The sequence below is a fragment of the Staphylococcus sp. FSL K6-3157 genome (assembly GCF_038005145.1).
GTDB classification, from domain to species: Bacteria; Bacillota; Bacilli; order Staphylococcales; family Staphylococcaceae; genus Staphylococcus; species Staphylococcus equorum.
Genome location: NZ_JBBOSM010000001.1, coordinates 1,474,648 through 1,499,342 on the forward strand (window position 1 = coordinate 1,474,648; position 24,695 = coordinate 1,499,342).

The 24,695-nt window shown below is 31.7% G+C and carries 24 protein-coding genes and 1 pseudogene; 22 read left to right on the top strand and 3 right to left on the bottom strand.

Going from position 1 to position 24,695, the window contains the following annotated elements; all coding sequences use genetic code 11:
* Positions 1 to 98: 98 nt before the first annotated feature.
* The 16 genes from MHB47_RS07155 to MHB47_RS07230 all read left to right on the top strand — a co-directional run bounded on the left by MHB47_RS07155 (position 99) and on the right by MHB47_RS07230 (position 15,732).
* Positions 99 to 1,055, top strand: a complete 957-nt coding sequence (locus MHB47_RS07155) for a thymidylate synthase (protein WP_002507602.1) — start codon at positions 99 to 101, stop codon at positions 1,053 to 1,055.
* Positions 1,056 to 1,152: 97 nt separating this feature from the next.
* Positions 1,153 to 1,638, top strand: a complete 486-nt coding sequence (locus MHB47_RS07160) for a dihydrofolate reductase (RefSeq protein WP_056935645.1) — start codon at positions 1,153 to 1,155, stop codon at positions 1,636 to 1,638.
* A gap of 9 nt (positions 1,639 to 1,647) precedes the next feature.
* Positions 1,648 to 2,487 carry a DegV family protein gene (locus MHB47_RS07165; protein ID WP_340755881.1) on the top strand — a complete coding sequence of 280 codons (840 nt, stop codon included), beginning with the start codon at positions 1,648 to 1,650 and terminating at the stop codon, positions 2,485 to 2,487.
* A 134-nt stretch (positions 2,488 to 2,621) separates the two neighbouring features.
* Positions 2,622 to 3,149 carry a peptide-methionine (S)-S-oxide reductase MsrA gene (gene msrA / locus MHB47_RS07170; protein WP_002507605.1) on the top strand — a complete coding sequence of 176 codons (528 nt, stop codon included), beginning with the start codon at positions 2,622 to 2,624 and terminating at the stop codon, positions 3,147 to 3,149.
* On the top strand, positions 3,142 to 3,570 hold the full coding sequence (msrB, locus tag MHB47_RS07175) for a peptide-methionine (R)-S-oxide reductase MsrB (RefSeq protein ID WP_002507606.1): 429 nt from the start codon (positions 3,142 to 3,144) through the stop codon (positions 3,568 to 3,570). Before msrA ends, msrB begins: the two co-directional genes overlap by 8 nt.
* Before the next feature lie 14 nt (positions 3,571 to 3,584).
* Positions 3,585 to 4,085: a PTS sugar transporter subunit IIA gene (locus MHB47_RS07180; protein ID WP_021339186.1), complete on the top strand. Its 501-nt coding sequence runs from the start codon at positions 3,585 to 3,587 to the stop codon at positions 4,083 to 4,085.
* Positions 4,085 to 4,306, top strand: a complete 222-nt coding sequence (locus tag MHB47_RS07185; RefSeq protein ID WP_002507608.1) for a YozE family protein — start codon at positions 4,085 to 4,087, stop codon at positions 4,304 to 4,306. Before MHB47_RS07180 ends, MHB47_RS07185 begins: the two co-directional genes overlap by 1 nt.
* A gap of 154 nt (positions 4,307 to 4,460) precedes the next feature.
* Positions 4,461 to 5,939, top strand: a complete 1,479-nt coding sequence (locus MHB47_RS07190; protein ID WP_340755883.1) for a S41 family peptidase — start codon at positions 4,461 to 4,463, stop codon at positions 5,937 to 5,939.
* A gap of 21 nt (positions 5,940 to 5,960) precedes the next feature.
* On the top strand, positions 5,961 to 6,470 hold the full coding sequence (locus MHB47_RS07195) for a GNAT family N-acetyltransferase (RefSeq protein WP_340755885.1): 510 nt from the start codon (positions 5,961 to 5,963) through the stop codon (positions 6,468 to 6,470).
* A gap of 10 nt (positions 6,471 to 6,480) precedes the next feature.
* Positions 6,481 to 7,554: an undecaprenyldiphospho-muramoylpentapeptide beta-N-acetylglucosaminyltransferase gene (locus tag MHB47_RS07200; RefSeq protein WP_340755887.1), complete on the top strand. Its 1,074-nt coding sequence runs from the start codon at positions 6,481 to 6,483 to the stop codon at positions 7,552 to 7,554.
* Positions 7,555 to 7,570: 16 nt separating this feature from the next.
* Positions 7,571 to 8,185, top strand: a complete 615-nt coding sequence (locus MHB47_RS07205) for a phosphatase PAP2 family protein (RefSeq protein ID WP_002507612.1) — start codon at positions 7,571 to 7,573, stop codon at positions 8,183 to 8,185.
* Positions 8,186 to 9,018: 833 nt separating this feature from the next.
* The gene (locus tag MHB47_RS07210; protein ID WP_002507613.1) at positions 9,019 to 9,681 is read left to right on the top strand and encodes a response regulator transcription factor; all 663 of its coding nucleotides are present in this window, start codon (positions 9,019 to 9,021) and stop codon (positions 9,679 to 9,681) included.
* On the top strand, positions 9,678 to 11,033 hold the full coding sequence (locus tag MHB47_RS07215) for a HAMP domain-containing sensor histidine kinase (protein WP_002507614.1): 1,356 nt from the start codon (positions 9,678 to 9,680) through the stop codon (positions 11,031 to 11,033). Before MHB47_RS07210 ends, MHB47_RS07215 begins: the two co-directional genes overlap by 4 nt.
* 198 nt (positions 11,034 to 11,231) lie before the next feature.
* On the top strand, positions 11,232 to 14,033 hold the full coding sequence (locus tag MHB47_RS07220; protein ID WP_340755891.1) for a 2-oxoglutarate dehydrogenase E1 component: 2,802 nt from the start codon (positions 11,232 to 11,234) through the stop codon (positions 14,031 to 14,033).
* A gap of 13 nt (positions 14,034 to 14,046) precedes the next feature.
* Positions 14,047 to 15,312: a dihydrolipoyllysine-residue succinyltransferase gene (gene sucB, locus MHB47_RS07225; protein WP_002507616.1), complete on the top strand. Its 1,266-nt coding sequence runs from the start codon at positions 14,047 to 14,049 to the stop codon at positions 15,310 to 15,312.
* 102 nt (positions 15,313 to 15,414) lie between these two features.
* Entirely contained in the window at positions 15,415 to 15,732 is a 318-nt protein-coding gene (locus tag MHB47_RS07230) for a hypothetical protein (protein WP_277595426.1), read from the top strand.
* 295 nt (positions 15,733 to 16,027) lie between these two features.
* Here MHB47_RS07230 and MHB47_RS07235 read toward each other — a convergent pair whose 3' ends face one another.
* Together MHB47_RS07235 and MHB47_RS07240 are read right to left on the bottom strand one after the other, a co-directional pair.
* Entirely contained in the window at positions 16,028 to 16,576 is a 549-nt protein-coding gene (locus MHB47_RS07235; RefSeq protein WP_107518549.1) for a helix-turn-helix domain-containing protein, read from the bottom strand.
* A 513-nt stretch (positions 16,577 to 17,089) separates the two neighbouring features.
* Positions 17,090 to 17,965 carry an AraC family transcriptional regulator gene (locus MHB47_RS07240; RefSeq protein WP_340755894.1) on the bottom strand — a complete coding sequence of 292 codons (876 nt, stop codon included), beginning with the start codon at positions 17,963 to 17,965 and terminating at the stop codon, positions 17,090 to 17,092.
* Between the two features lie 120 nt (positions 17,966 to 18,085).
* Between MHB47_RS07240 and MHB47_RS07245 the strand changes: the two genes are divergently transcribed.
* From MHB47_RS07245 to MHB47_RS07270, 6 genes and pseudogenes are all read left to right on the top strand, one after another.
* Positions 18,086 to 18,952 carry a sugar phosphate isomerase/epimerase family protein gene (locus MHB47_RS07245; protein WP_340755896.1) on the top strand — a complete coding sequence of 289 codons (867 nt, stop codon included), beginning with the start codon at positions 18,086 to 18,088 and terminating at the stop codon, positions 18,950 to 18,952.
* Positions 18,953 to 19,075: 123 nt separating this feature from the next.
* Positions 19,076 to 19,963 carry a sugar phosphate isomerase/epimerase family protein gene (locus tag MHB47_RS07250; protein WP_021339176.1) on the top strand — a complete coding sequence of 296 codons (888 nt, stop codon included), beginning with the start codon at positions 19,076 to 19,078 and terminating at the stop codon, positions 19,961 to 19,963.
* Positions 19,963 to 21,105 (top strand): Gfo/Idh/MocA family protein, encoded by a 1,143-nt coding sequence (locus MHB47_RS07255; RefSeq protein ID WP_340755898.1) that lies wholly within the window; start codon positions 19,963 to 19,965, stop codon positions 21,103 to 21,105. The genes MHB47_RS07250 and MHB47_RS07255 overlap by 1 nt, the downstream gene beginning before the upstream one ends.
* Positions 21,106 to 21,143: 38 nt before the next feature.
* Positions 21,144 to 22,151, top strand: a complete 1,008-nt coding sequence (locus MHB47_RS07260) for a Gfo/Idh/MocA family protein (RefSeq protein ID WP_340755900.1) — start codon at positions 21,144 to 21,146, stop codon at positions 22,149 to 22,151.
* A 276-nt stretch (positions 22,152 to 22,427) separates the two neighbouring features.
* A pseudogene (locus MHB47_RS07265) lies at positions 22,428 to 22,644 on the top strand (dihydrofolate reductase family protein); the annotation flags it as partial.
* Between the two features lie 67 nt (positions 22,645 to 22,711).
* A complete protein-coding gene (locus tag MHB47_RS07270) occupies positions 22,712 to 23,500 on the top strand; it encodes an ATP-binding cassette domain-containing protein (RefSeq protein ID WP_340757290.1) in 789 nt (262 codons plus the stop codon).
* Between the two features lie 970 nt (positions 23,501 to 24,470).
* On the opposite strand, the gene MHB47_RS07275 is transcribed toward MHB47_RS07270, so the two are convergent.
* A complete protein-coding gene (locus tag MHB47_RS07275; protein WP_002507627.1) occupies positions 24,471 to 24,671 on the bottom strand; it encodes a hypothetical protein in 201 nt (66 codons plus the stop codon).
* Between the last annotated feature and the right edge of the window lie 24 nt (positions 24,672 to 24,695).

Below are 24,695 nucleotides of genomic sequence, written 5' to 3' on the forward strand. Positions count from 1 at the left end.
AAAATGACTTATTTTTTACACTATTAATAGTAAACTCTTTTAATTGTTAGTGATTTCCAATAAGATAAATATAAATAATAGAAAGGAGTGTGGTTGTTATGCTTAATAGTTTTGATCAATCATATCACAATCTATGCGAAGAAATTTTAGACATCGGTAAACAAAAAAATGATCGCACAAATACAGGTACAATTTCAAAATTCGGACATCAATTAAGATTTGATCTCTCGAAAGGGTTTCCTTTATTAACAACTAAAAAAGTATCCTTCAAATTAATTGCCACGGAGTTATTGTGGTTTATTAAAGGTGATACGAACATTAAATATTTACTCCAATATAATAATAACATTTGGAATGAATGGGCGTTTGAAAATTATGTAAAATCATCAGATTATAAAGGACCAGATATGACCGATTTTGGACATAGAGCACAAGCAGATGAATCATTTAATAAAATATATAAGGAACAAATGCAACAGTTCAAACAACAGATTTTAAACGATGATGCATTTGCCCAAAAATTTGGTGACTTAGGAAATGTATATGGTAAACAATGGCGTGACTGGGAAGATAAAGATGGTAACCATTTCGACCAACTTAAGACTGTTATAGAACAAATCAAAAACAATCCAAATTCTCGACGTCATATTGTGTCAGCTTGGAATCCAACTGAAATAGATACCATGGCATTACCACCATGTCATACGATGTTTCAATTCTATGTACATGAGGGTAAATTAAGTTGTCAGCTTTATCAAAGAAGCGCAGATATATTTCTAGGCGTCCCTTTTAATATTGCTAGTTATAGCTTATTAACGCATTTAATTGCTAAGGAATGCGGCCTAGAGGTGGGAGAATTTGTGCATACATTTGGTGATGCACATATTTACGCTAATCATATTGACGCTATAGAAACACAATTATCACGTGATGGTTTTGAACCACCTCAATTAAAAATCAATAGTGATGCTTCTATTTTCGATATCAATTACGAAGATCTGGAAATTATAGATTATGACTCTCATCCAGCAATAAAAGCACCAATAGCAGTGTAATCTACAAAACGATTAAAATTGATTAATAGCTTAATATATAATGAATATTAAAAAGTAAAGTTAAAATCTTGCTATATTAGCATTAAGGAGGAAATTTATGACACTTTCAATACTTGTGGCGCATGACCAACAACGTGTTATCGGCGTAGATAACACATTACCTTGGCATTTACCGAATGATCTTAAGCATGTAAAAAAATTAAGCACTAACCATACACTTGTCATGGGGCGCGCAACGTTTGACTCTATAGGAAAACCACTTCCTAACAGGCGAAACGTTGTATTAACTAGAAATAAATCGTTTCAACATGAGGGCGTTGATGTCATTCATTCTATGGAGGATATATTTGATTTACCTGGCCATGTTTTCGTATTTGGTGGCCAATCATTATTTGAAGAAATGATTGATAAAGTTGACGATATGTATATCACAGTGATTGAAGATAAATTTAATGGGGATACATTTTTCCCACCTTATACATTCGAAGACTGGGAAGTCGAATCATCTGTTAAAGGGGAATTAGACGAAAAAAATACAATTCCTCATACTTTTTTACATTTAATTCGTAAGAAAAATTCATAGGAGGACATTATGATTAAAAAGAAAATTGTAACCGATTCAACTTCAGACTTATCAAATGACTATTTGGTTGAAAATGATATCCATGTTGTACCACTTAACTTAACAATTGATGGAAAATCATATGTAGATCAAGTAGATATCACTTCTGAAGCATATATACAAAAAATACAGGATGATGCAGATGTTAAAACAAGTCAACCAGCTATTGGCAAATTCATTGAAATGTATGATGAATTAGGTGCTGATGGTTCTGAAATCATTAGTATTCATATCACTTCAGGATTAAGTGGTACTTATCAAACTGCGCTACAAGCCAGTCAAATTACTGATAGCAATGTAACTGTTATAGACTCTAAATCAATTTCTTTTGGTTTAGGTTATCAAATTCAGCACGTTGTAGATTGGAATAATGAAGGTATTCCAACTGAAAAAATTATTGAAAAATTGAATGAATTGCAAAAAAACATTAAACTTTATGTCGTTATAGGCCAACTTAATCAACTCATTAAGGGTGGACGTATTAGTAAAACAAAAGGCTTAATTGGAAATATGATGAAAATTAAGCCAATCGGTACAATTGTTGATGGAAAACTTGAAATGTTACACAATTCACGTACGCAAAATGCAAGTGTTCAATTTTTAAAGAAAGAAATAAGTCACTTTATAGGTGATAAGAATATAAAATCTATTGGTATTGCTCATGCCAATGTCATCGAATTTGTAGATAAGGTTAAAAAGCAATTTTCTGAAGAATTTAATTTCAATCATTTTGATACTAATGTAACAACACCTGTTATTTCAACACATACAGGTCAAGGTGCAATTGGTTTAATTGTTTTAAGATCTTAATATAATCTTGATTCATATAAGTTGTTACTATTATTAAGAAAATTTACAGTATTTATATTATTTATAAACAATTTGATAGCATATCTCTTAAAATAATGGTAACTTTATGACAAAATAGATATAGGAGGTATATTATGGCTTATGCGACATTAGCTGGCGGTTGTTTCTGGTGTTTAGTTAAACCTTTTACTTCTTATCCAGGTATCGAAAATGTTGTTTCTGGTTATAGTGGTGGCCATTTGGATAATCCTACTTACGAAAGTGTAAGCACGAACCAAACTGGTCATGTAGAAGCAGTACAAATCACATATAACTCTGAAATCACTTCCTTCGAAAATATTTTAGATGTTTATTTCAAAACATTTGACCCAACTGATAATGGTGGCCAATTTTTTGATCGTGGTGAACACTACGAACCAGCCATTTTTTATCACAATGAAGAACAAAAGAAAGCTGCAGAGGCAAAAATACAGCAATTAAATGAACAGGCTATTTTTAATAATCCGGTAATTACACCCATTAAACCTTATAAAAACTTTTATCCTGCTGAATCACAACACCAAGATTATTATAAGAAAAATCCACTGCATTATGAGCAATATCAACGCGGATCAGGACGTAAAGCATTTATAGAAAAACATTGGGGGGAACAAAATGATTAAAAAAAGTAAAGATAGTTTAAATGAAATGGAATACCTAGTCACTCAAGAAAATGGAACAGAACCTCCATTCCAAAATGAGTACTGGAACCATTATGAAAAAGGCATTTATGTCGATAAAATTTCAGGAAAACCTTTATTCACCTCAGAAGAAAAATTTGAATCAGATTGTGGTTGGCCTAGTTTTTCTAAAGCTCTAGATGATGAAGAAGTAGTTGAACTTGTAGACAAAACTTTCGGCATGGTACGTACAGAAGTACGCTCAGAAGATGCAAATAGTCATCTAGGTCATGTATTTAATGATGGACCGAAAGAAAGTGGCGGTTTAAGATATTGTATTAATTCCGCGGCAGTTCAATTTATTCCTTTCGAAAAGCTTGAAGAATTAGGCTATGAAGATTTAATATCACATTTTGAAAAATAAGGAGCGAACAAGATATGTTTAAAAAATTATTCGGCAAAGGTAAAGAAGTCAATAAGGATAGCGTTATTTATGCGCCAATTACAGGGGAATATGTAAAAATCGAAGATATTCCAGATCCAGTTTTCGCACAAAAAATGATGGGCGAAGGTTTTGGAGTAAACCCAACAGAAGGCGAAGTCGTATCACCAATCGACGGAAAAGTAGATAATGTATTTCCTACTAAACATGCTATTGGTTTAAAAGCTGATAATGGTTTAGAATTACTCGTTCATATCGGTTTAGACACAGTTCAATTGGATGGTAAGGGATTTGAAGTTTTAGTCGAAAGTGGAGATGTAGTAAGCGTTGGAGATCCATTATTACGTTTTGACTTAGATTATATTAAAGAAAATGCGAAATCTGTAATATCACCAATCATTATCACAAATTCTGATAATACATCATCTCTTAATATTGAGGATGTAAATTCTATTATTAAAGGCGAAACAAAAATCGTTGATGTGACAATGAACTAATGAAAGATCATTCATTTTATCAATTTGTGCTAACGGCAAGAGGTCGTAAAAATGAAAAAGGTGAATTAGCAGAAGAAATTTTTGATGATTTATCTTTTCCAAGACAAGAGAAAGATTTTCATAATATATCTGATTATATAGAGACACAAGGTAATTATCCCATTTCAATGGCTGTGTTCGATGATTTATATGAAGAATATACAGAATGGCTAAAATTTTAAATCACTTAATATTTGTGTAAATAGATTCAAATATATTAAAATATTATAGTGTCATATAAGTAGCTGGGATTAATCGAATATGGTTCAATCCCAGCTTTTTTATTTTAACTGAACTTTAACAGGAATTTTTACATATGTAGTAGGAAGTGATTAAATGTCAGATCATAATGACATATATGAGGAAAATAATAACGACAGTAATAACGATAATAATCACCAAAATAAATCTAAATTTTTAAATTTCAAACGCAGTCATTTTATTTTATTGATAATAGTTACTGTGATTATCACAGCACTCATTGCAGTATTTGCAACAATTGGCGTTAGTAATTGGAAAAGCGGATTAAATAGTGATCAACGAACAGAAATGCAAAAGGTGCAAGAAGTTTATAAAACTTTAAATGATGAATACTATAAAGAAACAGATTCCGAAAAATTATCTGAAGCTGCTATTAATGGAATGGTAAAAGAATTAGATGACCCGTATTCTGATTATATGACTAAAAAAGAAACAAAATCTTTTAATGAAGATGTTTCTGGAGACTTTGTAGGCATCGGCGCAGAAATGCAAAAGAAAGGTAATAAAATTGAAATTACAAGTCCAATGAAAGATTCACCAGCTGAAAAAGCAGGTATACAACCTAAAGATGTTGTGACTAAAGTTGATGGTAAATCTATCAAAGGGCAACCATTGGAAGCCATCGTAAAAAAAGTACGTGGCAAAAAAGGAACGAATGTTACTCTAACAATTGAAAGAGCTAATCAAGCTCAAGATATTACAATTAAGCGTGATAAAATACACGTGAAAAGCGTTGAATATGAAAAACAAAATGACATTGGCGTTTTTACTATCAACAAATTCCAAGATAGTACTGCAGGTGAATTAAAATCTGCGATTATCAAAGCACATAAAGATGGCGTCCGAAAAATTGTTTTAGACTTAAGAAATAACCCAGGTGGTTTATTAGATGAAGCAATTAAAATGGCTAATATTTTTATTGATAAAGGTGAAACTGTCGTACAACTTCAAAAAGGCGATCACAAAGAAGAAATAACAGCTTCTAATGACGCGTTAAAAGAAGCTAAAGACATGGAAGTATCAATTCTTGTTAATAAAGGCTCTGCAAGTGCTTCCGAGGTGTTTACAGGCGCTATGAAAGACTATGACAAAGCCAAGGTTTATGGTTCTAAAACATTTGGTAAAGGTGTCGTTCAAACAACAAATGAATTCGACGACGGATCATTATTAAAATTTACCAATATGAAATGGCTAACACCAAATTCACACTACATTCATGGCAAGGGAATTAAGCCAGATGTGAAAATTAGTGAACCAGAGTATCAAACTTTAAATGTTATACCTAATGATAAAACATATGAGTTAGGAGATAGCGATAAAAATGTTAAAACAATGAAGGTAGGATTATCTGCATTGGGCCATAAAGTAAATAATAACTCTAATGAATTTGATAATGCTTTACAAACTGCTATTGAATCATTCCAAAAAGAAAATAATTTGGAAGTAAATGGCACATTCGACAAAAAAACAAATGAAAAGTTCACTCAAGCGCTTGTCAACAAAGCCAATAAAGAAGACACTGTTTTACAAAAACTTCTTAAAAAATTAAATTAACTATAGTGAGGTACTATTTCTATGATTAGAATTGCCAACAAAAATGATTTATCAAGTGTGCTAAAAATTGTAAAAGAAGCTAAAGCAATCATGAAACAAGATAATAATAATCAGTGGGATGAACAATATCCTTTGGAACAGCATTTTAAAGATGATATACAAAAAGGAACACTTTATGTATTAGAAGAAAATTCTATAATTTATGCTTTTATAGTTGTCGACCAACAACAATCAGAGTGGTATGATGAATTAGAATGGCCAATTGACAAAAGTGGTGCATATGTAATCCACAGACTTGCTGGATCAGCAACTTATAAAGGGGCTGCTACTCAGTTGTTTAACTTTGCCGTTAAACTTGCACTCGACCATGATATTCACGTTTTGGTGACAGATACATTTGCATTAAACAAGCGTGCACAAGTTCTGTTTAATAAATTTGGTTTTAAAAAAGTAGGCGAGGCAGAAATTGATTATCCTCCTTTTAATAAAGGAGAACCCTTTTATGCCTATTATAAAAAATTAGAAGAATAGAGGTTATAATATGACTAAAATCGCATTTACTGGGGGAGGCACTGTTGGACATGTCTCAGTCAATTTAAGTTTAATACCCACTGCCTTAGAAGAAGGTTATGAAGCCTTTTACATTGGTTCAAAAAAAGGGATTGAACGTGAGATGATTGAATCTCAATTACCTGAAATCAAATATCATTCAATTTCTAGTGGTAAATTAAGACGTTATATTTCTTGGGACAATATAAAAGACGTATTCAAAGTACTAAAAGGTATATTAGATGCGAGAAAAGTATTAAAGAAAGAAAAACCTGATTTATTATTTTCAAAAGGTGGTTTTGTATCGGTCCCAGTAGTTATGGCTGCAAAATCTTTAAAAATTCCTACAATAATTCATGAATCAGATTTAACGCCTGGCTTAGCTAACAAGATTTCACTCAAATTTGCTAAGAAAATCTATACTACTTTTGAAGATACATTACAGTATCTTCCTAAAGATAAAGCTGATTTCGTCGGTGCAACAGTACGTGAAGATTTGAAAACCGGTGATAAAAACCGAGGATATCAACTTACTAAATTTGCTAAGAATAAAAAAGTATTGCTCGTTATGGGAGGCAGTCTAGGTAGTAAAAAATTAAATGAAATCATACGACAAAATTTAGATGCACTTAATGAAAACTATCAAGTTGTACATTTAACTGGTAAAGGATTGTTAGAAAAACAATATTCAAATAAAGAGGGGTATACTCAATTTGAATTTGTGAAAGATGATTTAACAGACTTATTAGCAATTACTGATACAGTTATTAGTCGTGCTGGCTCAAATGCGATTTATGAATTTTTAGCACTTAGAATTCCTATGTTATTAATTCCACTTGGTTTAGATCAGTCCCGTGGTGATCAAATTGATAACGCTAAGAATTTTGAATCTAAAGGTTTTGGTAAAACATTACCAGAAGATACGTTAACCGAAACACAATTAATAACACAGCTCAGTGAAATTGAAGCTAACCGTGAATCAATAGTTAAACAAATGCAAACATATAAAGAAAGCTATACGCGTCAAGATTTATTCAACAAAATTATTAATGACGCACTAAACTAATGGGAGGTCATATGCAATGAGTCGATGGAAACGAATATCATTACTAATCATTTTCACTTTAATATTTGGCATCATTGCATTTTTTCATGAATCTAGATTAGGAAAATGGATTGATAATGAAGTATATGAATTTATCTATTCTTCTGAAAGTTTTATTACGACTACTTTCTTCTTAGGCGTTACTAAGATTGGTGAAGTATGGGCGATGGTCTGTTTATCACTATTATTAATTGCTTATTTAATGCTAAAACGATTAAATATTGAAGCTTTATTTTTTGCTATTGCAATGAGTTTATCTGGCACTTTAAACCCTTTGCTAAAAAACCTCTTTGATAGAGAACGTCCAACATTGCTAAGGCTCATCGATATTTCTGGGTTTAGTTTCCCAAGTGGTCATGCTATGGGCTCCGCCACATTCTTTGGCAGTACAATGTATATCGCTAATAGAGTACTACAAGGTAAATCTAGAGCATTTATGATAGGATTATCTGCATTATTTATCATCCTAATATCATCATCTCGTGTATACCTTGGTGTACACTATCCAACTGATATCATTGCTGGTGTAATTGGTGGCGCGTTCTGTGTCGTACTACCAACGCTTATTTTAAGACATAAACTACAAGTCTAGTGTTTATTAATAGTTATTAACAATAAGACAGGGCATGAGACAGAAATCTATCGTTTCTAACAAGTTTCTTGTCGTCGCACCCCAACAGCACAGCTGACTAAAAAATGAAATACAAGAGCTGAAGTGCTTGTATAATAACTACTTGTCTTCATAAACGAAGTAGTAGTACTTTAAAAGCTTGCTATAAGCACATTTTCAATTTAGTCAGTCACTGTCAATATAATGATTGAGGCTGAGACATGTATTTATGCCCGATCCTCTAAATAGCTGCCGAAAAGTTAGTGACTTTTCGGCAGCTATTTATTTATGATTCTTTAAAGATCTTGTCTTAATTTAATCGCAAAAAACAAGCCAAACGTCAATATTAACGTTTGGCTTGCCTAAATTCTTAGCAACTCGATATATAACTTAACTTGTTGCTTTTGTGTCAAAATTTATTATAAAAACCGATTTTACAAAGTAAAACCGGTCTTTATATTCACGTTGTCTCGCAACGTTAGTCTTTTACGGGCATATAAAAGGGGATATTTCTGAAAATGATCAATCCAATAAGATCGAAATTCGTGTGGGGGGAATGTCTTATGTTTGGAATTGATAATCATTTTCAATTACATTATACAACACTGAGAATTATTGTCAATTAGAATTGGGTATTTTTTATAATTTCTTATATATCAAAATTCAATATCCTTTAAAAGGTTAACATAGCGCTATATTATATGATTTATTAGTTTGAATATTTCTCGTATAAAAGCAACAAATATTATACAATTATTAGTAATAACTTCCTACATGATGTATTTTCATTTAAAATATAATTTGAGGTGCAACTTATGACAAAAATATTAATAGTAGAAGATGAACAAAATCTTGCTCGCTTTATAGAACTTGAACTTGAACACGAAGATTACACTGTAGATATAGAATACGATGGACGTCCTGGTCTAGAAAAAGCATTATCCAATAATTACGACCTTATACTCTTGGATTTGATGCTACCAAATATCAATGGCTTAGAAATTTGCCGTCAAATTCGTCAAAAACAAACAACACCAATTATTATTATTACTGCAAAAAGTGATACATATGATAAAGTCGCAGGTTTAGATTATGGCGCTGACGATTATATTGTTAAACCATTTGATATAGAAGAATTGCTAGCGAGAATACGTGCTATGCTTCGTAGACAGCCACAAAAGAATGTCATCGATATCAAAGGTATCATTATAGACAAGGATGCTTTTAAGGTCACTGTAGAGGGGGAATCATTAGATTTGACGAAAACAGAATATGATTTATTATATTTACTTGCTGTTAATAAAAATCATGTTTTACAAAGAGAACAAATTATTACTGATGTCTGGGGATATGATACTGAAGTTGAAACGAACGTTGTAGATGTTTATATTCGTTATTTAAGAAACAAACTCAAACCCTATGGTAAAGATAAATACATCGAAACAGTTCGTGGCGTTGGCTATGTGGTTAGACAATGAAGCAAAGAAAATTAAAAACAAAATGGATGATGATAACAACAACAATAACGTTTTCAACGATATTTATTTTTAGTTTAATTATTATATTCTTCTTGAGTAATAGTTTACGCCACAATGAATTTACTGAAGCAGAACGTAGTTCATCAGATATTGTAAATCTTTTTGAAACTAAACAAATTGAAGATATAACACCCTTAGATTTAAATGCTTCTTTAGGCAACTTTCAGAAAGTGATACTATACAATGACCACGGCAACAAATTAATGGAAACTTCAAATGATAATACGATAGGCTACACGCCCAATTTTGCGACTAAAGATGCAAATCAAGCTTCCATTAAAAATCACCATAATACAGAATACTTGACTATAACGCAACGTATCGATTCTCAAAGTTTCAAAGGATATAGTGTCATTGTCCATTCATTAGAAGACTATAATACACTCGTAAACTCTTTATATTTTATTGCGCTTATTTTCGGCATCATTGCAACGTTTATCACTGCCATTGTTAGTTACTTTTTCTCATCACAAATTACAAAGCCATTAATATTGATGTCTAACAAAATGCAACAAATACGTAGAGATGGTTTCCAAGAAAAAGTAGAATTAAATACAAACTATGAAGAAACGGATAATTTAATCGTTACGTTTAACGAAATGATGTTCCAATTGGAAGAATCTTTTAATCAACAAAGACAATTCGTGGAAGACGCTTCTCACGAATTACGTACGCCATTGCAAATTATCCAAGGTCATTTAAATTTAATTCAACGTTGGGGAAAAAAAGATGCAGCAATACTCGAAGAATCTTTAGACATTTCCTTAGAAGAAATGATGAGGATTACAAAATTAGTAGAAGAACTTCTCTTACTCACAAAAGATAATAATAATAGTCGTGATGGAGAAATCGAAAATGTAGATATCAATCAGGAAATTACTTCTCGCATAAAATCATTAAAACAATTACATCAGGACTATAAATTTGAATTTGAAGCTTTTCCTAAACCACTTAATATTAAAATTAACCGTTATCAATTAGAGCAAATACTAATTATTTTCATTGATAACGCTATGAAATATGATCAACATAACAAACATATTCATATTCAAACCAATCTGAGAAATAAACAAATTTCTATTGAGATAACAGACCATGGTGTTGGTATTCCTAAAGAAGACATCGAATTTATCTTTGACCGTTTCTATAGAGTCGATAAATCACGTTCTCGTAAGTTAGGTGGAAATGGACTTGGTCTATCTATTGCTAAAAAAATAATTGAATTGAATCATGGCACCATTCAAGTTGAAAGTGAAATAGGTAAATATACAACTTTTAAAATCACTTTTTAACACGTAAAATCTAGCATTTAAAAAGTTTAAATTTAGCAAAACCTACGTTACATTATTATATATATTACAAAAGTAACAGAATCTATTTCATTTAGGTTCTGTTTTTTCATATAAGTAGGCTATTGGTACTTTAATTTGCGCTTGTTTAATGCTATTATTGATTTGTAAGCGTTTCAACTATTTTGTGGAGGGTGTAATATGAGCAACGAAAGACAGGTTTCCGAGGCACCTGTAAATTTCGGGGCAAATCTTGGATATGTTTTAGATTTATATGACGTATATCTAAATGATCCGACTTCAGTCCCAGAAGATTTGCAAGTCCTATTTAGTACAATTAAAAACGGTGAAGCTAACATCGTAACAAATAAGGAAGGTCAAAGTAATGTGACTAAAGGTGATAGCACAATCAAACGTGTTATGCGCTTAATAGATAATATCCGCCAATATGGGCATTTATTAGCAGATATTTATCCAGTCAATAGACCTGTAAGAGAAAATGTTCCAAAGTTAAACTTTGAAGATTTTAATTTAGACAAAGAAACACTTGAATCTATTTCTGCAGGTATTGTATCAGAGCATTTCAAAGATATTTATGACAATGCTTATGAAGCTATTGTACGTATGGAAAAACGTTACAAAGGACCAATCGCCTTTGAGTACACGCATATCAACAATAATAGAGAACGTGTATGGTTAAAACGCAGAATTGAAACACCGTACAAAGCAACTTTAAATGACAATCAAAAAATCGAACTTTTTAAAAATTTAGCACATGTTGAAGGTTTTGAAAAATATCTACACAAAAACTTTGTAGGCGCAAAGCGCTTTTCAATTGAAGGTGTAGACACATTAGTCCCAATGTTGCAACAAACTTTAAAACTTGCGAGTGACGAAGGTATTCAAAACATTCAAATTGGTATGGCTCACCGTGGGAGATTAAACGTACTCACACATGTTTTAGAAAAGCCATATGAAATGATGATTTCTGAATTTATGCACACAGATCCAATGAAGTTTTTACCAGAAGACGGAAGCTTAAAATTAACTTCTGGATGGTCTGGCGATGTTAAATATCACCTTGGTGGCGTGAAAACAACGCGTTCATATGGTAGTGAACAGCGTATTTCATTAGCTAATAACCCAAGTCATTTAGAAATCGTAGCACCTGTTGTTTTAGGTAAAACACGTGCAACACAAGACAATACAGATAAACCTGGTGCAGTAACAACTGAATTCGAAAAATCAATGCCAATATTAATTCATGGTGACGCAGCTTATCCTGGTCAAGGTATCAATTTTGAAGCAATGAACTTAGGTAGTCTTGATGGTTATTCTACTGGCGGTACACTCCACGTTATTACAAATAACCGTATCGGCTTTACTACAGAACCTGAAGAAGGTCGTTCTACAACATATTCTTCAGATGTTGCAAAAGGATATGATGTGCCAATTATGCATGTTAATGCAGACAACGTTGAAGCAACAATTGAAGCAATTGAAATTGCTATGGCTTTCAGAAAAGAATTCCATAAAGATGTTGTTATTGACTTAGTTGGTTACCGTCGATATGGTCATAATGAAATGGATGAACCATCAATCACAAACCCACTACAATATCATGAAATACGTAAGCATGACTCCGTTGAACTTTTATACGGAAGACAACTCGTTGATGAGAATATTATTACAGAAGATCAAATGAATAATATTATGGATGAAGTACAAAAATCATTACGAGCAGCTCATGATAAAATCGACAAAAATGATAAAATGGATAATCCAAATATGCAAAAACCAGACGATTTGGCAGAGCCAATTCAAAGTCAAGATACAGAATTAAGTTTTGAACATCTAAAAGAAATTAATGATGCGATGCTTACGTATCCTTCAAATTTCAATGTATTGAAGAAACTTAATAAAGTATTGGAGAAACGTAGAGAGCCGTTTGAAAAAGAAGATGGATTAGTTGACTGGGCTCAAGCAGAACAATTAGCTTTTGCAACGATCACTCAAAACGGCAATCCAATACGCTTAACAGGTCAAGATAGTGAACGTGGTACTTTCAGTCATCGTCACGCAGTATTACATGACCCAGAGACTGGTGAGAAGTATACACCGTTACATCATGTGCCTGATCAAAAAGCGACGTTTGAAGTACGGAATTCACCATTATCAGAAGCTGCGGTAGTTGGCTTTGAATATGGTTATAACGTTCAAAATAAATCGTGTATGACAATTTGGGAAGCGCAATATGGTGATTTTTCAAATATGTCTCAAATGATTTTTGATAACTTCTTATTTAGTTCAAGAGCTAAATGGGGCGAACGTTCTGCTTTAACATTATTGTTACCTCATTCATTTGAAGGACAAGGACCAGAACATTCATCTGCACGTTTAGAAAGATTCTTGCAACTTGCAGGAGAAAATAATGCGACAATCGTTAATTTATCTAGTTCAAGTAATTATTTCCATTTATTACGTGCCCAAGCTGCTACATTAGGTACAGAATCTATGAGACCTTTAGTAGTAATGTCACCGAAAAGCTTATTACGTAATAAAACTGTAGCAGATCCTATTAGTAAATTTACTACGGGCAAATTTGAAGCGATTTTACCAGAAGAACATCAAAAAGACGCTGTAAGAAAAGTTATTTTAGCTTCAGGAAAAATGTTTATTGATTTAAAAGAGTATTTGGCTAAAAATCCAAATGATTCTATATTAGTTGTTGCAGTTGAAAGACTTTACCCATTCCCTGTAACAGAAATCGAAGCATTATTAAATGAATTGCCGAATTTAGAAAACGTAGCTTGGGTACAAGAAGAACCTAAGAACCAAGGTGCATGGTCATTTGTTTATCCATATCTAAAAGAATTAACTACAGATAAATACGATTTAAGTTATCATGGTCGTATACAACGTTCGGCACCAGCTGAAGGTGATGGTGAAATTCACAAACTCGTTCAAAATATGATACTCGAACAAAGTACAAAAATTAACTAGGGGGAAGTCAAGCATGCCAGAGGTAAAAGTTCCAGAATTAGCAGAATCCATAACAGAAGGTACCATTGCAGAATGGTTAAAACAAGTAGGCGATAACGTAGATAAAGGTGAAGCTATCGTTGAACTAGAAACAGATAAAGTAAACGTTGAAGTTGTTTCAGAAGAAGCAGGTGTTCTTCAAGAATTACTTGCAAACGAAGGCGATACAGTTGAAGTAGGCCAATCTATCGCTGTCGTTGGAGAAGGTAGCGGAAACAACGCTTCAGAAGCACCAGCTAAACAAGATGATGCTAAAGACGATTCATCATCAGAAAAAGCTCAACCACAACAATCTGAAACACAAAATGATAAATCAGAAGAAAAAGATCAAGACAATGGACAACGTGTTAATGCAACACCGTCAGCACGTAAATATGCTCGTGAAAAAGGTATCGACTTATCTGAAGTAGCAGCGCAATCAAATGATGTTGTAAGAAAAGAACATGTTGATCAAAGTCAAAATCAAGCAAGCTCAAAACAAGAAGCACCAGCTGCTAAAGAAGAAGCGAAAAAACCAGCACAACAAAATCCATCAAAACCAGTAGTGAGAGAAAAAATGTCTCGTCGTAAGAAAACAGCTGCTAAGAAATTATTAGAAGTTTCTAATAATACAGCTATGTTAACTACGTTTAACGAAATTGATATGACTAACGTAATGAATTTACGTAAACGTAAAAAAGAACAATTCATCAAAGACCATGATGGTACTAAACTCGGCTTCATGTCATTCTTTACAAAAGCAGCTGTTGCAGCGCTGAAAAAATTCCCAGGTGTGAATGCTGAGATAGACGGCGACGATATGATTACTAAACAATTCTATGATATCGGTGTGGCAGTATCTACTGACGATGGTTTACTTGTGCCTTTCGTTAGAGATTGTGACAAGAAAAACTTTGCTGAAATCGAAGAAGAAATTGGTAATTTAGCTAAAAAAGCACGCGATAAAAAACTCGGCCTAGACGATATGGTAAATGGTTCATTCACAATTACTAATGGCGGTATCTTTGGTTCAATGATGTCTACACCAATCATCAATGGTAGCCAAGCTGCTATTCTAGGTATGCACTCAATTATTACACGTCCAATTGCTGTCGATGCAGATACAATTGAAAACCGTCCAATGATGTACATTGCATTAAGCTATGATCACAGAATCATTGATGGTAAAGAAGCAGTAGGATTCTTAAAAATGATTAAAGATTTAATTGAAAACCCAGAAGATTTATTATTAGAATCTTAATCCAAAACACAAAATAGTTTATTAATCCCATACAACGGCGCTAAGCGTCGTTGTATTTTTTTAAATTTTAATTACTTTAAAATTTAAAAAAGGAGCGTGAACATGAAATCAAAATTCGACTTCGTATTCACGCCCCAAGCTAATCAAAAAATAAAGGCGATGATTAATATTATCAAGCCACACGTTAAACAAATATACCCGGAAGCCTTTGAGCGTTGTCTTAGAAGAAAAATACTAAAACTAATTATGGCAACACTTAAAATCAACGATGTTATTAAGTGTGGTGCGTTAATAATACCGAATGAAAACAAAATATTAATAGTATATAACACCACAGCGAAACCTATTAATATTAAGTCAAAAGGTTGCACGTCGTTTGTCTTTTTATTAGTCATAAACGTTCCTCCTTTTTATTATTAAAATAAATTATATCTAATACCTATCGTTATTTATTAAGTTAAATAATGAATTTAATAAAATAGATAGTATTAGAAAACCGAGTTATGTCTTTGACTATGCTTAACAGATAAATGGAATTATCAAAATATGCCTATTTAAAAGGACATATACAATAACATTAACTCAAAAGGTATATTTAATCACAAAATAAGAAATCAACTCAAAATTGCACTTAAATTACAATGTGAGCGATTAGTATGCAGTTACTTATATTTTTATTACAACCTGAAAACAGTTAAATATTTCTGCAAAGAAATTAATAATGCACAATCATATTAAATCGAACTGATGAATTATTTTCATTTGAGTAAAAATGGAAGATATTAGCGTTAAATTTAATAGATTCATCTTTGTGAACCGTATAGTTGTCTCCATCCAATTTAAGCGTTAGCGTACCTTCATAAACCGTTATGTACTCTATAGAACCAGAACCATGCGGCGAATCTTTCATAAGACCATCAGGCTCTATAATAACCATATGACTTTCAAACTTTTTCTCAATATCAAACTTAAAAAATGGATATACTTTATATTTATTATCTTCTGAAGTTAATGGCTTCAACTCATTCGCAGATATCTTTCTAATATTTTCAATATTTTCTTGTGTAAGTTCAGAGAATGAAACTTTTAAACCGTTGGCAATTTTCCATAATGTTGTAATCGATGGAATAGATTCTTTACGTTCAATTTGCCCAAGCATCGTTTTACTTACTTCAGTCAAAGTGGATAAATATTCTAATGAATAACCATTTTGTTTTCTATACAACTTAAGATTTTCAGCAATAATATCATTAATTTCTTTCATAGATTTTCCCACCTTTATTTTTATAATCTAACGCAAGGAAACTTCATTATAAATCATAAAACGTTATAACGTCATTATACACGTTATAACGTTTTATGAAAGAGGGGAGGTAGTAAAGGCATTGTTTAAAAACTATAAACCTTGTAATAGCAGTGTTAGTGTCACTATTTATTAATTTAAATGTTCTGGGTTTTAAACACGTAAAACAGTAAATTTCATGTTTGAAATCTATACTAGTTATGATATTTCTATTTATTCTAATGACCATAACTCATTATTCTATTTCAATAACTAGCTTATTATATTTTACTTTTGACCATTCAAATAATGATTACTAACCGTTACACATTGCTAGAGTATAAACTTAATTTTTGTATTTTTAAAAGCATAAATGCATTTTTATCCTGTGAAGTACTTTTTTATAATCGGTCTTTCCATTAAAAAAAGCCATCACTATAGACTCACTAGCTGAGACAATTTTAAAGTAATGGCATTTCTCTACTATATAAGCATTTAATTTTTGGCGTGTTTTTGGTAATAATCACGTGGGCTGCATCCATAAGACGTTTTGAATTTTCGATAAAAGTTAGAATAATCGCTAAAACCACATAGGCTGGCAACTTGTTGTGGACTTTCTCCATTTTTCAACATACGTTGCGCATTTTGTAATCGTTTCTGTAATAAATACCGATAAGGTGGGTAACCTACAAGGCGAGTAAAATGTTGAGTAATTTTATAGCGACTAACATAGAATTTCTTTTCCAGATCTTCTAATGAAATAGGATCTGCATAATGTAACTCCATGTAATCTAATACTTGTCTTACTAACTCCGATTCCGGATCATCTAGCACTGCTACCTGTTCATTAGCAATAGACACTCTATTTAAAAGTATAAAAAATTGAGTGAGCAATGCTTCTTCTGCTAATTTCTTCCCGAATTTCTGACTATTTTGTTCATTAATTAAACCCTGAAGCAAATAATATAGTTCTCTTTTTTGCGATTCTGACAATTGTAGTAAATTTTTAAAGTTTGGTGATTTTGTGTCAAAGCATGCACTTAAATCACATTTATCTGTAGACAAATATTCTAATAAATGTGCATCAAACCTTAATCCAATACGTTCGGCATGCCCATCCATTTGTTCATTTAATTGATGAAACTCATATGGCGTAATGAGCAATAAAGAACCTACGTCTAGCTGATATTTTCTACCTTCAATGGTATATAGCATATTACCTGATAGTGAGAAAAATATTTCATAATGGTCGTGATAATGTAATTCATTGCCAAAGTGACCATCACTTATCCTGTGCCATGCTGCATACTCTCCATCAAAAGGTAACGAGATAGAATCAAATTTAAACTTAATATCCCCATTATCTTTCATTAAATTACCTCCCACTCAAAAAACAATCTTTTTCCCTTTATTTACAATGTTGTTAATTTTCACTCAATATATAATTAAATTATAACACTAAAGCAATATTAAATTGAAAGGATGATTTATATGACTGAACCACAAATTGGAGTTCAAATGATGATGCTTAAAGATAAGGTAGCTGAAGATGGAATATACAACGTTTTAAATAAAGTAAATGAGCTTGGCTACCATGCTGTTGAAGTATCTCAAATAGAAATGACAGAACAGAACATTACTGAAATGCAACGTGCAATTAAAGATTTTGGCATGGATATCGCAGCAATGTCTTGCGGGGTTGAAGATATTTCTGAAGAACAAAAATACCCAGGTGATACATTACAAAATGATTTTGATAAAATTGTAGCAGATTGTAAAGCTGTAGATTGTACAATTTTACGCATTGGCATGCTTCCTATGAATTATATGGGTTCTAAAGAAAGTACGCTTAAATTTGCCGAAATCTGTGAAGAATATGCTAAACGCTTAAAAGAACATGGCATCGATCTTTACTATCATGCGCATAACATAGAATTCGTTCGTTATAATGGAGAGCTCATGTTAGATTTAATGCGTGATAATACTGAACATTTAGGCTTTGAGTTAGATATACATTGGATTTGGCGCGCTGGTATAGACCCAGCTAAATTCATACCAACATACGCAAACCGTATTCGTGCCATTCACTTAAAAGATTACCGCATTGGAGAAATTGACTGGAACCAATACCCTGGAGAAGGCGTTGAGAAGGTATATTATATGCTACATATGATTACACAATTTGCTGAACTTGGTGAAGGTACTTTACCTTTACGAGATATCATAGAAGCTGGCCTTGAAAGTGGCAGTGAATATTTCTTTGTTGAGCAAGATGAATTGTACGGTGCCGATCCATATGATTGCTTAATCACAAGTCGTGACCACTTAATTGATTTAGGTTATAAAACATGGTTCTAATTTAAATTAATCGTCTATTTACACCTTGATAGGTGCTTTTTAAAGCAAAATTATGTAAGCGATTGCAATTAACTATTTTATAAAAGTTAAGTTATATTTATTAAAAATGGAGGTATTTTTATAATGAAAAATATCGCAATATCAGGATTTTCTGATGAAATATCATCAGAATTAGATACCCAGTTAAAAACTGTCAGTGAATTAGGTATGCGCTATATCTCACTGCGCGGTGTTGATGGTGAAAATATTAGCAAATACTCAGTTGAAAGCATACAAAAAGATGTCTTACCAAGGTTGGAAAAATGGAACATTGGTGTTTCATCCATTGGATCTCCAATCGGTAAAATTTATATTAATGATGATGCCGCTTTTGAAGCACAATTAGAAATATTAAAAACATTATGCCAAATATCAAATGCTTTAGATTGTAAATACATTAGAATATTTAGTTTTTATATACCAAAAGAAGATAATTTTGATGATTATGAAAAAGAAGTCATTGCTAAATTAAAGCAATTTGCCAAAATTGCTGAACAATATAATGTGATATTACTTCATGAAAATGAAAAAGATATCTTTGGGGATATTGCTCGACGTTGCAATGTTATTTTAAATGAAGTCGGTTCAGAACATTTTAAGGCAATCTTTGATTTCGCAAATTTTGTTCAATGTGACGAGGATCCACAAGCATGTTATGAATTATTGACTCCACATATTGAATATATTCATATTAAAGATGCTGTTTATGAAGATAGCGTCAATGTCTTATGTGGCACGGGTGATGGTCAAATTGAATCGATACTTAAACAAGCAATCGACCGCGGCTACGAAGGTTTTTTAACACTAGAACCTCATCTCGTTGTGTTTGATTCACTTAAAGATTTAGAACTTGAACATTCCACAGAGACAATCCAAAACACAGTAGCTAAAGATGGTGCTGAAGGATATAAAATGCAATATGAAGCTTTACTTAAAATACTATCTAATATTGAACAAGAGGAGAATGCATAATGGAAAAAGTTCGTTTAGGAATTATTGGTTTAGGTGCACAAGGTGGTACTTATGCAGGTTTTATTCATAGCGGAGAAGTAGATAAACTAGAAATCGGTGCAATATGTGATATTGATCCAGAGAAAAAAGCGTTAAGTGCTGAAAAGTATCCTGATGTACCTTTCTACGACAACTATATTGATATGTTAGAAAGTGGTGATGTAGATGCAGTCGTTACGACAGTGCCTCATTACCTCCATACAGAAATAGGCAAAGAAGCATTGTCTAGAGATATTCATGCACTTTTAGAAAAACCTGCAGATATCTATGCTGAAAAAGTTAAAGAAATTAGTGATTTAGCAGCTTCTAAACCGGAATTAACATTTGGTATTTTCTTTAATCAAAGAACTAACCCTTTATATCAAAAAGTTAAAGCATTAATTGATGATGGTGAAATTGGTCATATTCGTCGTACAAATTGGATTATCACTACATGGTGGCGTCCACAAGCATATTATGATCAAAGTTCTTGGAGAGCAACTTGGGATGGAGAAGGTGGTGGTGTTTTAGTAAACCAAGCGCCACACCAAATCGATCTACTCCAGTGGTTATGTGGCTTACCTGAAAAAGTATTTTCAAATGTCAAATATGGTTACCAAAGAGAATTAAACGTCGATGATGATGTAACAACTATATTAGATTATGGCAATGGAGCAACAGGTGTATTCATTACATGTACACATGACATTATCGGAACAGACCGTTTAGAAATCACTGGCGATAAAGGTAAAATATTAGTAGAAGATAGTAAAAAAATTACACTGACTCGCCTAAAAGATTCTGAAACAGATATGAATCGTAATATGTCGTGGGAAGATGCTGCCAAAATTTTCACTGGCAATGGTTTTGACGATATCTATGATCAAGAAACATTTGAGTTTGAAAGTGTATGGGGTCAACAACACATCAGCGTATTAGAAAACTTTGCAGCTAATATTATCGATGATACACCATTGATTGCCCCAGGCAGTGACGGTATTAATGGTGTTAACTTCGTAAATGCCATTTACCTTTCAAGTTGGTTAGGCAAAGAGGTATCACTACCAGTAGATCCAACAGAATTTAAAAATGCATTACAAGAAAAAATTCAAGCAGAACAATAAATTAACTCATAAAAGCATAAATAAACGGAGATGGTCATATGCTTAAAATTGGAATTGTTGGACTAGGTGATATCGCTCAAGTACATATTCAAGCGATTGATGATAATCCAGAAGCTCAATTAGTAGCAGTTTGTGATGAAAATGAATTATTTAAAAATAAAGTGCCTCATGCTCATTTTTATAAAGATTTAAATGAAATGTTAGATTCAGAAGCGTTAGATTGTGTTCATATTTGTTTACCTCACTATTTACACTTATCAGCGACAACGACTTGTGTCGAAAAAGGCGTTCATGTGCTTCAAGAAAAACCACTCGCAATTAATGCCAAAGAAGGACTTGAATTAGTGAAATTAGAACGTAAATACCCAGAAATAAAAATTGGTATTTGCTTTCAGAATCGCTATAACGACACCTTTCAAACACTACAACAAATCGTCGAAAGTGGTAAACATGGCAACATCATCGGCGTAAAAGGTCTCGTAACTTGGTTTAGACCTGAAGCTTATTATACAGAGAAACCTTGGCGCGGTAAGATGGACACTGCTGGTGGTGGCGTGTTAATCAATCAAGCCATTCACACACTTGATTTAATGCAATTACTTTGCGGCAAAATCTCCTCTATTAAAGGCAATGTCTCACAACTATTAGATTACGATATTGAAGTAGAGGATACCGCAGCAGCACATATAGAATTTGAAAATAAAGCAAATGGCATGTTTTTCGCTACAAATGCCAGTATTGGAAATTCTAGTGTTGAGCTCCAAGTCATCTTTGAAAATGAAAAATTCACAATTAAGGATAATATTCTGACACGCGTAAATGAAGACGGTTATAAAATACAAGTTATAGAAGATAGTAAAGCACCTAAAACAAAATCTTATTATGGACCAAGTCATGGTAAACTGATTAATCAATTTTATGACTGCATACATTACGATACGCAAAATTATGTACATGCTGATGATGCACTCGCATCCATAGCTATGATAGATGCAATTCAAATGTCTTCTGAATCAAATCATACCGTAACATTTGCCAGTGATTAAATTTTCACTACCTTAAAGATCTATTCAGCGCAAGGGACATAAATACAACATGTTATTTTGTAAATGTAAATAATATATTTCACTGTAGTTGTCTGTATTAACTCAACAATGTGGGAGCAGGGTAAGAAACCAAAATTTGATTTCTTACCTTGCTCCTTTTTATTCGAACATTTTTGATTTTAAAAGTACATGTTTGCTTGGAATATAGAATGATTGTTTTTTTATTTAAGCTTCACTACAATAAATATATAATAATATATCTTAATGAATGAAGATACAAAGGACATCTGGTTATATGGGTGGGTCTAGTATTATCACCTCATTTATAGATAATAATTTAATTGATGAGTATCGTTTATCTATTCACCCTGTAGTGTTAGGTTCTGGAAAACCATTATTTGAAAATATGAGTCAGAGATTGAATTTGTCATTGTTAAAAACACATACTTATCAAAGTGGTGTCGTACAGCTCATTTATGGCAAAGGTAAATAATAAACTTTTATAGAAAAAGGAATGATTTTCAGTGCACATAGCGATTGAAGCTAAAAACGTATCAAAAATGCTTAATCAAAATCTAATCATTAATGATTTGTCTTTTAAAATCCCCAAAAATTCCATAACTTTAGTAAAAGGAATAAATGGAGTGGGTAAAAGCTTAACATTAAAACTTATTTCCAAATTACAGTTACCAAGTAAAGGCAATATTTATACTGATTCTAAAATTAGCTATGCCCCGGATACATTTCCTAAAAACATTAAAGTAACAGTAAAACAATTTTTATTATTCATAATTAACTCAAATGATCAAATTAATAAAAAACAAGTACATACTATACTGCAAAATTATTTGGATTTATTTTATTTAACTGAATTTCAAGATTTGAAGTTGCATCGTTTATCTAAAGGAACATTACAAAAAGTTAATATTATACAATGTCTATTAGCAGATGCTGACATTTTAATTTTCGACGAACCATTTTCAGGTCTAGATAATAAATCAGAAAAACGATTTATAAATCATTTAAAACAATTAGTTAAAACGAAAACAATTATTTTAACAGCGCATGATTACAATTTTGAAAATACTGTAGTCACTCATATACTCAATTTAGATGATTACACATTTAAATCCATCTCTAAGCAAGATACGCAGAAATTAATTATTGTGCAAAGCCATAAACAAAATCACAACAACTTAATTATGGCAAATAATGAAGATTCTATAGTTTCTACAATAAAAATTAGCGACAATAAGTTAGCGATACAAGTATATAAATCAAAATCTAACTTAGTTATACAAAATTTAATAAATTATAATTATGAAATTATAGAAGTAAAGGACTTATAATATGCTACTTACTTTTTTAAAATATGAAAATTTAAAGTTTTTAAAATCTTATATTTTTATACCACCTATTTTTATTTACTTGTTATGTCTAATAAGCATCTATATCTATAAAGATGTCCCTGTATTATCTAGTTATGGTTCCACATCAATTGTACTATTTCTTATAATGACTTGGCTTACAATTATTAATTTCAAGCACGATACTATTAACGAACGCTATATTTTATATATCCAATTAAGATCTAAAAACAATTATTTAATACTTAAAGTTTTATATCTTTTTCTAGTTAGCTGTTTATTAATACTACTTTCACTATCCTATCCATTATTAATCCAAGTTTTTAATAAAGATGTTACATTAGATTTAATTTCCTTAGGTTTAATCACACATATATTAATGGGTTTATTTGGGATATTATTAGGTTCTTTTGTAACAAATACAAAAATTGCTAGTAAAAACTTTAATTGGCTTCTTACAATACTTATCATAATTGTTACACTTACCAAGGATTTATTAATAGAACAATTTTCATTTTTGCAATGGATATTATGGACTCTTCCACCTATAAGCAGTATTTTATATCTATTAAATAAGGATTCCATTCATATATTTAACCTAGACTTTATAACGTTATGCATCCATTCTTTAATTTATATAGTTATAGTTTTTCAAATGATTAAATATTTTTTCAATAGGCAATAAGATAAGTAAATGTTATTAATACAAAAAGGGTTTAGTTATACGAAAACAAGTAGACGCTTTACTATCATTAAAAATTAAATAGGAAGCCCAAATCCATCAGATTTTCTAATAGATTTGGGCTTCCTAATACAGCATGAGATAATTTTATCCCAGACCTTTTAAATTTTACTATGGCTTTATTATTCAAGTATAACAACTACATGTTATTTTAAATTATAACTCCAATAATGTCGATTAAATTTACATGTCTTAAAAAATGTAAATTTATTAAGCTATATACACAAAAAGCTCAATAATAGCTAGAATTAAAAATACTAAGAAAACTACGCCATAGATATTATTTTTCTTAACACTTTTAGCATTGGCATTTTTTTGCTTTGCTTTATTATTTATATTTGAAAAGAAAGTAATTCCAGAATACACTGCTATAAGCACAGTGATACCAAATACAACCCATACTGTTAACATTTTTAAAAACCTCCTTCTAATTCA

Coding starts and splice junctions, on each gene's coding strand:
- MHB47_RS07155 (WP_002507602.1), top strand. CDS start 99: ATGCTTAATAGTTTTGATCAATCATATCACAATCTATGCGAAGAAATT.
- MHB47_RS07160 (WP_056935645.1), top strand. CDS start 1,153: ATGACACTTTCAATACTTGTGGCGCATGACCAACAACGTGTTATCGGC.
- MHB47_RS07165 (WP_340755881.1), top strand. CDS start 1,648: ATGATTAAAAAGAAAATTGTAACCGATTCAACTTCAGACTTATCAAAT.
- msrA (WP_002507605.1), top strand. CDS start 2,622: ATGGCTTATGCGACATTAGCTGGCGGTTGTTTCTGGTGTTTAGTTAAA.
- msrB (WP_002507606.1), top strand. CDS start 3,142: ATGATTAAAAAAAGTAAAGATAGTTTAAATGAAATGGAATACCTAGTC.
- MHB47_RS07180 (WP_021339186.1), top strand. CDS start 3,585: ATGTTTAAAAAATTATTCGGCAAAGGTAAAGAAGTCAATAAGGATAGC.
- MHB47_RS07185 (WP_002507608.1), top strand. CDS start 4,085: ATGAAAGATCATTCATTTTATCAATTTGTGCTAACGGCAAGAGGTCGT.
- MHB47_RS07190 (WP_340755883.1), top strand. CDS start 4,461: ATGTCAGATCATAATGACATATATGAGGAAAATAATAACGACAGTAAT.
- MHB47_RS07195 (WP_340755885.1), top strand. CDS start 5,961: ATGATTAGAATTGCCAACAAAAATGATTTATCAAGTGTGCTAAAAATT.
- MHB47_RS07200 (WP_340755887.1), top strand. CDS start 6,481: ATGACTAAAATCGCATTTACTGGGGGAGGCACTGTTGGACATGTCTCA.
- MHB47_RS07205 (WP_002507612.1), top strand. CDS start 7,571: ATGAGTCGATGGAAACGAATATCATTACTAATCATTTTCACTTTAATA.
- MHB47_RS07210 (WP_002507613.1), top strand. CDS start 9,019: ATGACAAAAATATTAATAGTAGAAGATGAACAAAATCTTGCTCGCTTT.
- MHB47_RS07215 (WP_002507614.1), top strand. CDS start 9,678: ATGAAGCAAAGAAAATTAAAAACAAAATGGATGATGATAACAACAACA.
- MHB47_RS07220 (WP_340755891.1), top strand. CDS start 11,232: ATGAGCAACGAAAGACAGGTTTCCGAGGCACCTGTAAATTTCGGGGCA.
- sucB (WP_002507616.1), top strand. CDS start 14,047: ATGCCAGAGGTAAAAGTTCCAGAATTAGCAGAATCCATAACAGAAGGT.
- MHB47_RS07230 (WP_277595426.1), top strand. CDS start 15,415: ATGAAATCAAAATTCGACTTCGTATTCACGCCCCAAGCTAATCAAAAA.
- MHB47_RS07235 (WP_107518549.1), bottom strand. CDS start 16,576: ATGAAAGAAATTAATGATATTATTGCTGAAAATCTTAAGTTGTATAGA.
- MHB47_RS07240 (WP_340755894.1), bottom strand. CDS start 17,965: ATGAAAGATAATGGGGATATTAAGTTTAAATTTGATTCTATCTCGTTA.
- MHB47_RS07245 (WP_340755896.1), top strand. CDS start 18,086: ATGACTGAACCACAAATTGGAGTTCAAATGATGATGCTTAAAGATAAG.
- MHB47_RS07250 (WP_021339176.1), top strand. CDS start 19,076: ATGAAAAATATCGCAATATCAGGATTTTCTGATGAAATATCATCAGAA.
- MHB47_RS07255 (WP_340755898.1), top strand. CDS start 19,963: ATGGAAAAAGTTCGTTTAGGAATTATTGGTTTAGGTGCACAAGGTGGT.
- MHB47_RS07260 (WP_340755900.1), top strand. CDS start 21,144: ATGCTTAAAATTGGAATTGTTGGACTAGGTGATATCGCTCAAGTACAT.
- MHB47_RS07270 (WP_340757290.1), top strand. CDS start 22,712: ATGCTTAATCAAAATCTAATCATTAATGATTTGTCTTTTAAAATCCCC.
- MHB47_RS07275 (WP_002507627.1), bottom strand. CDS start 24,671: ATGTTAACAGTATGGGTTGTATTTGGTATCACTGTGCTTATAGCAGTG.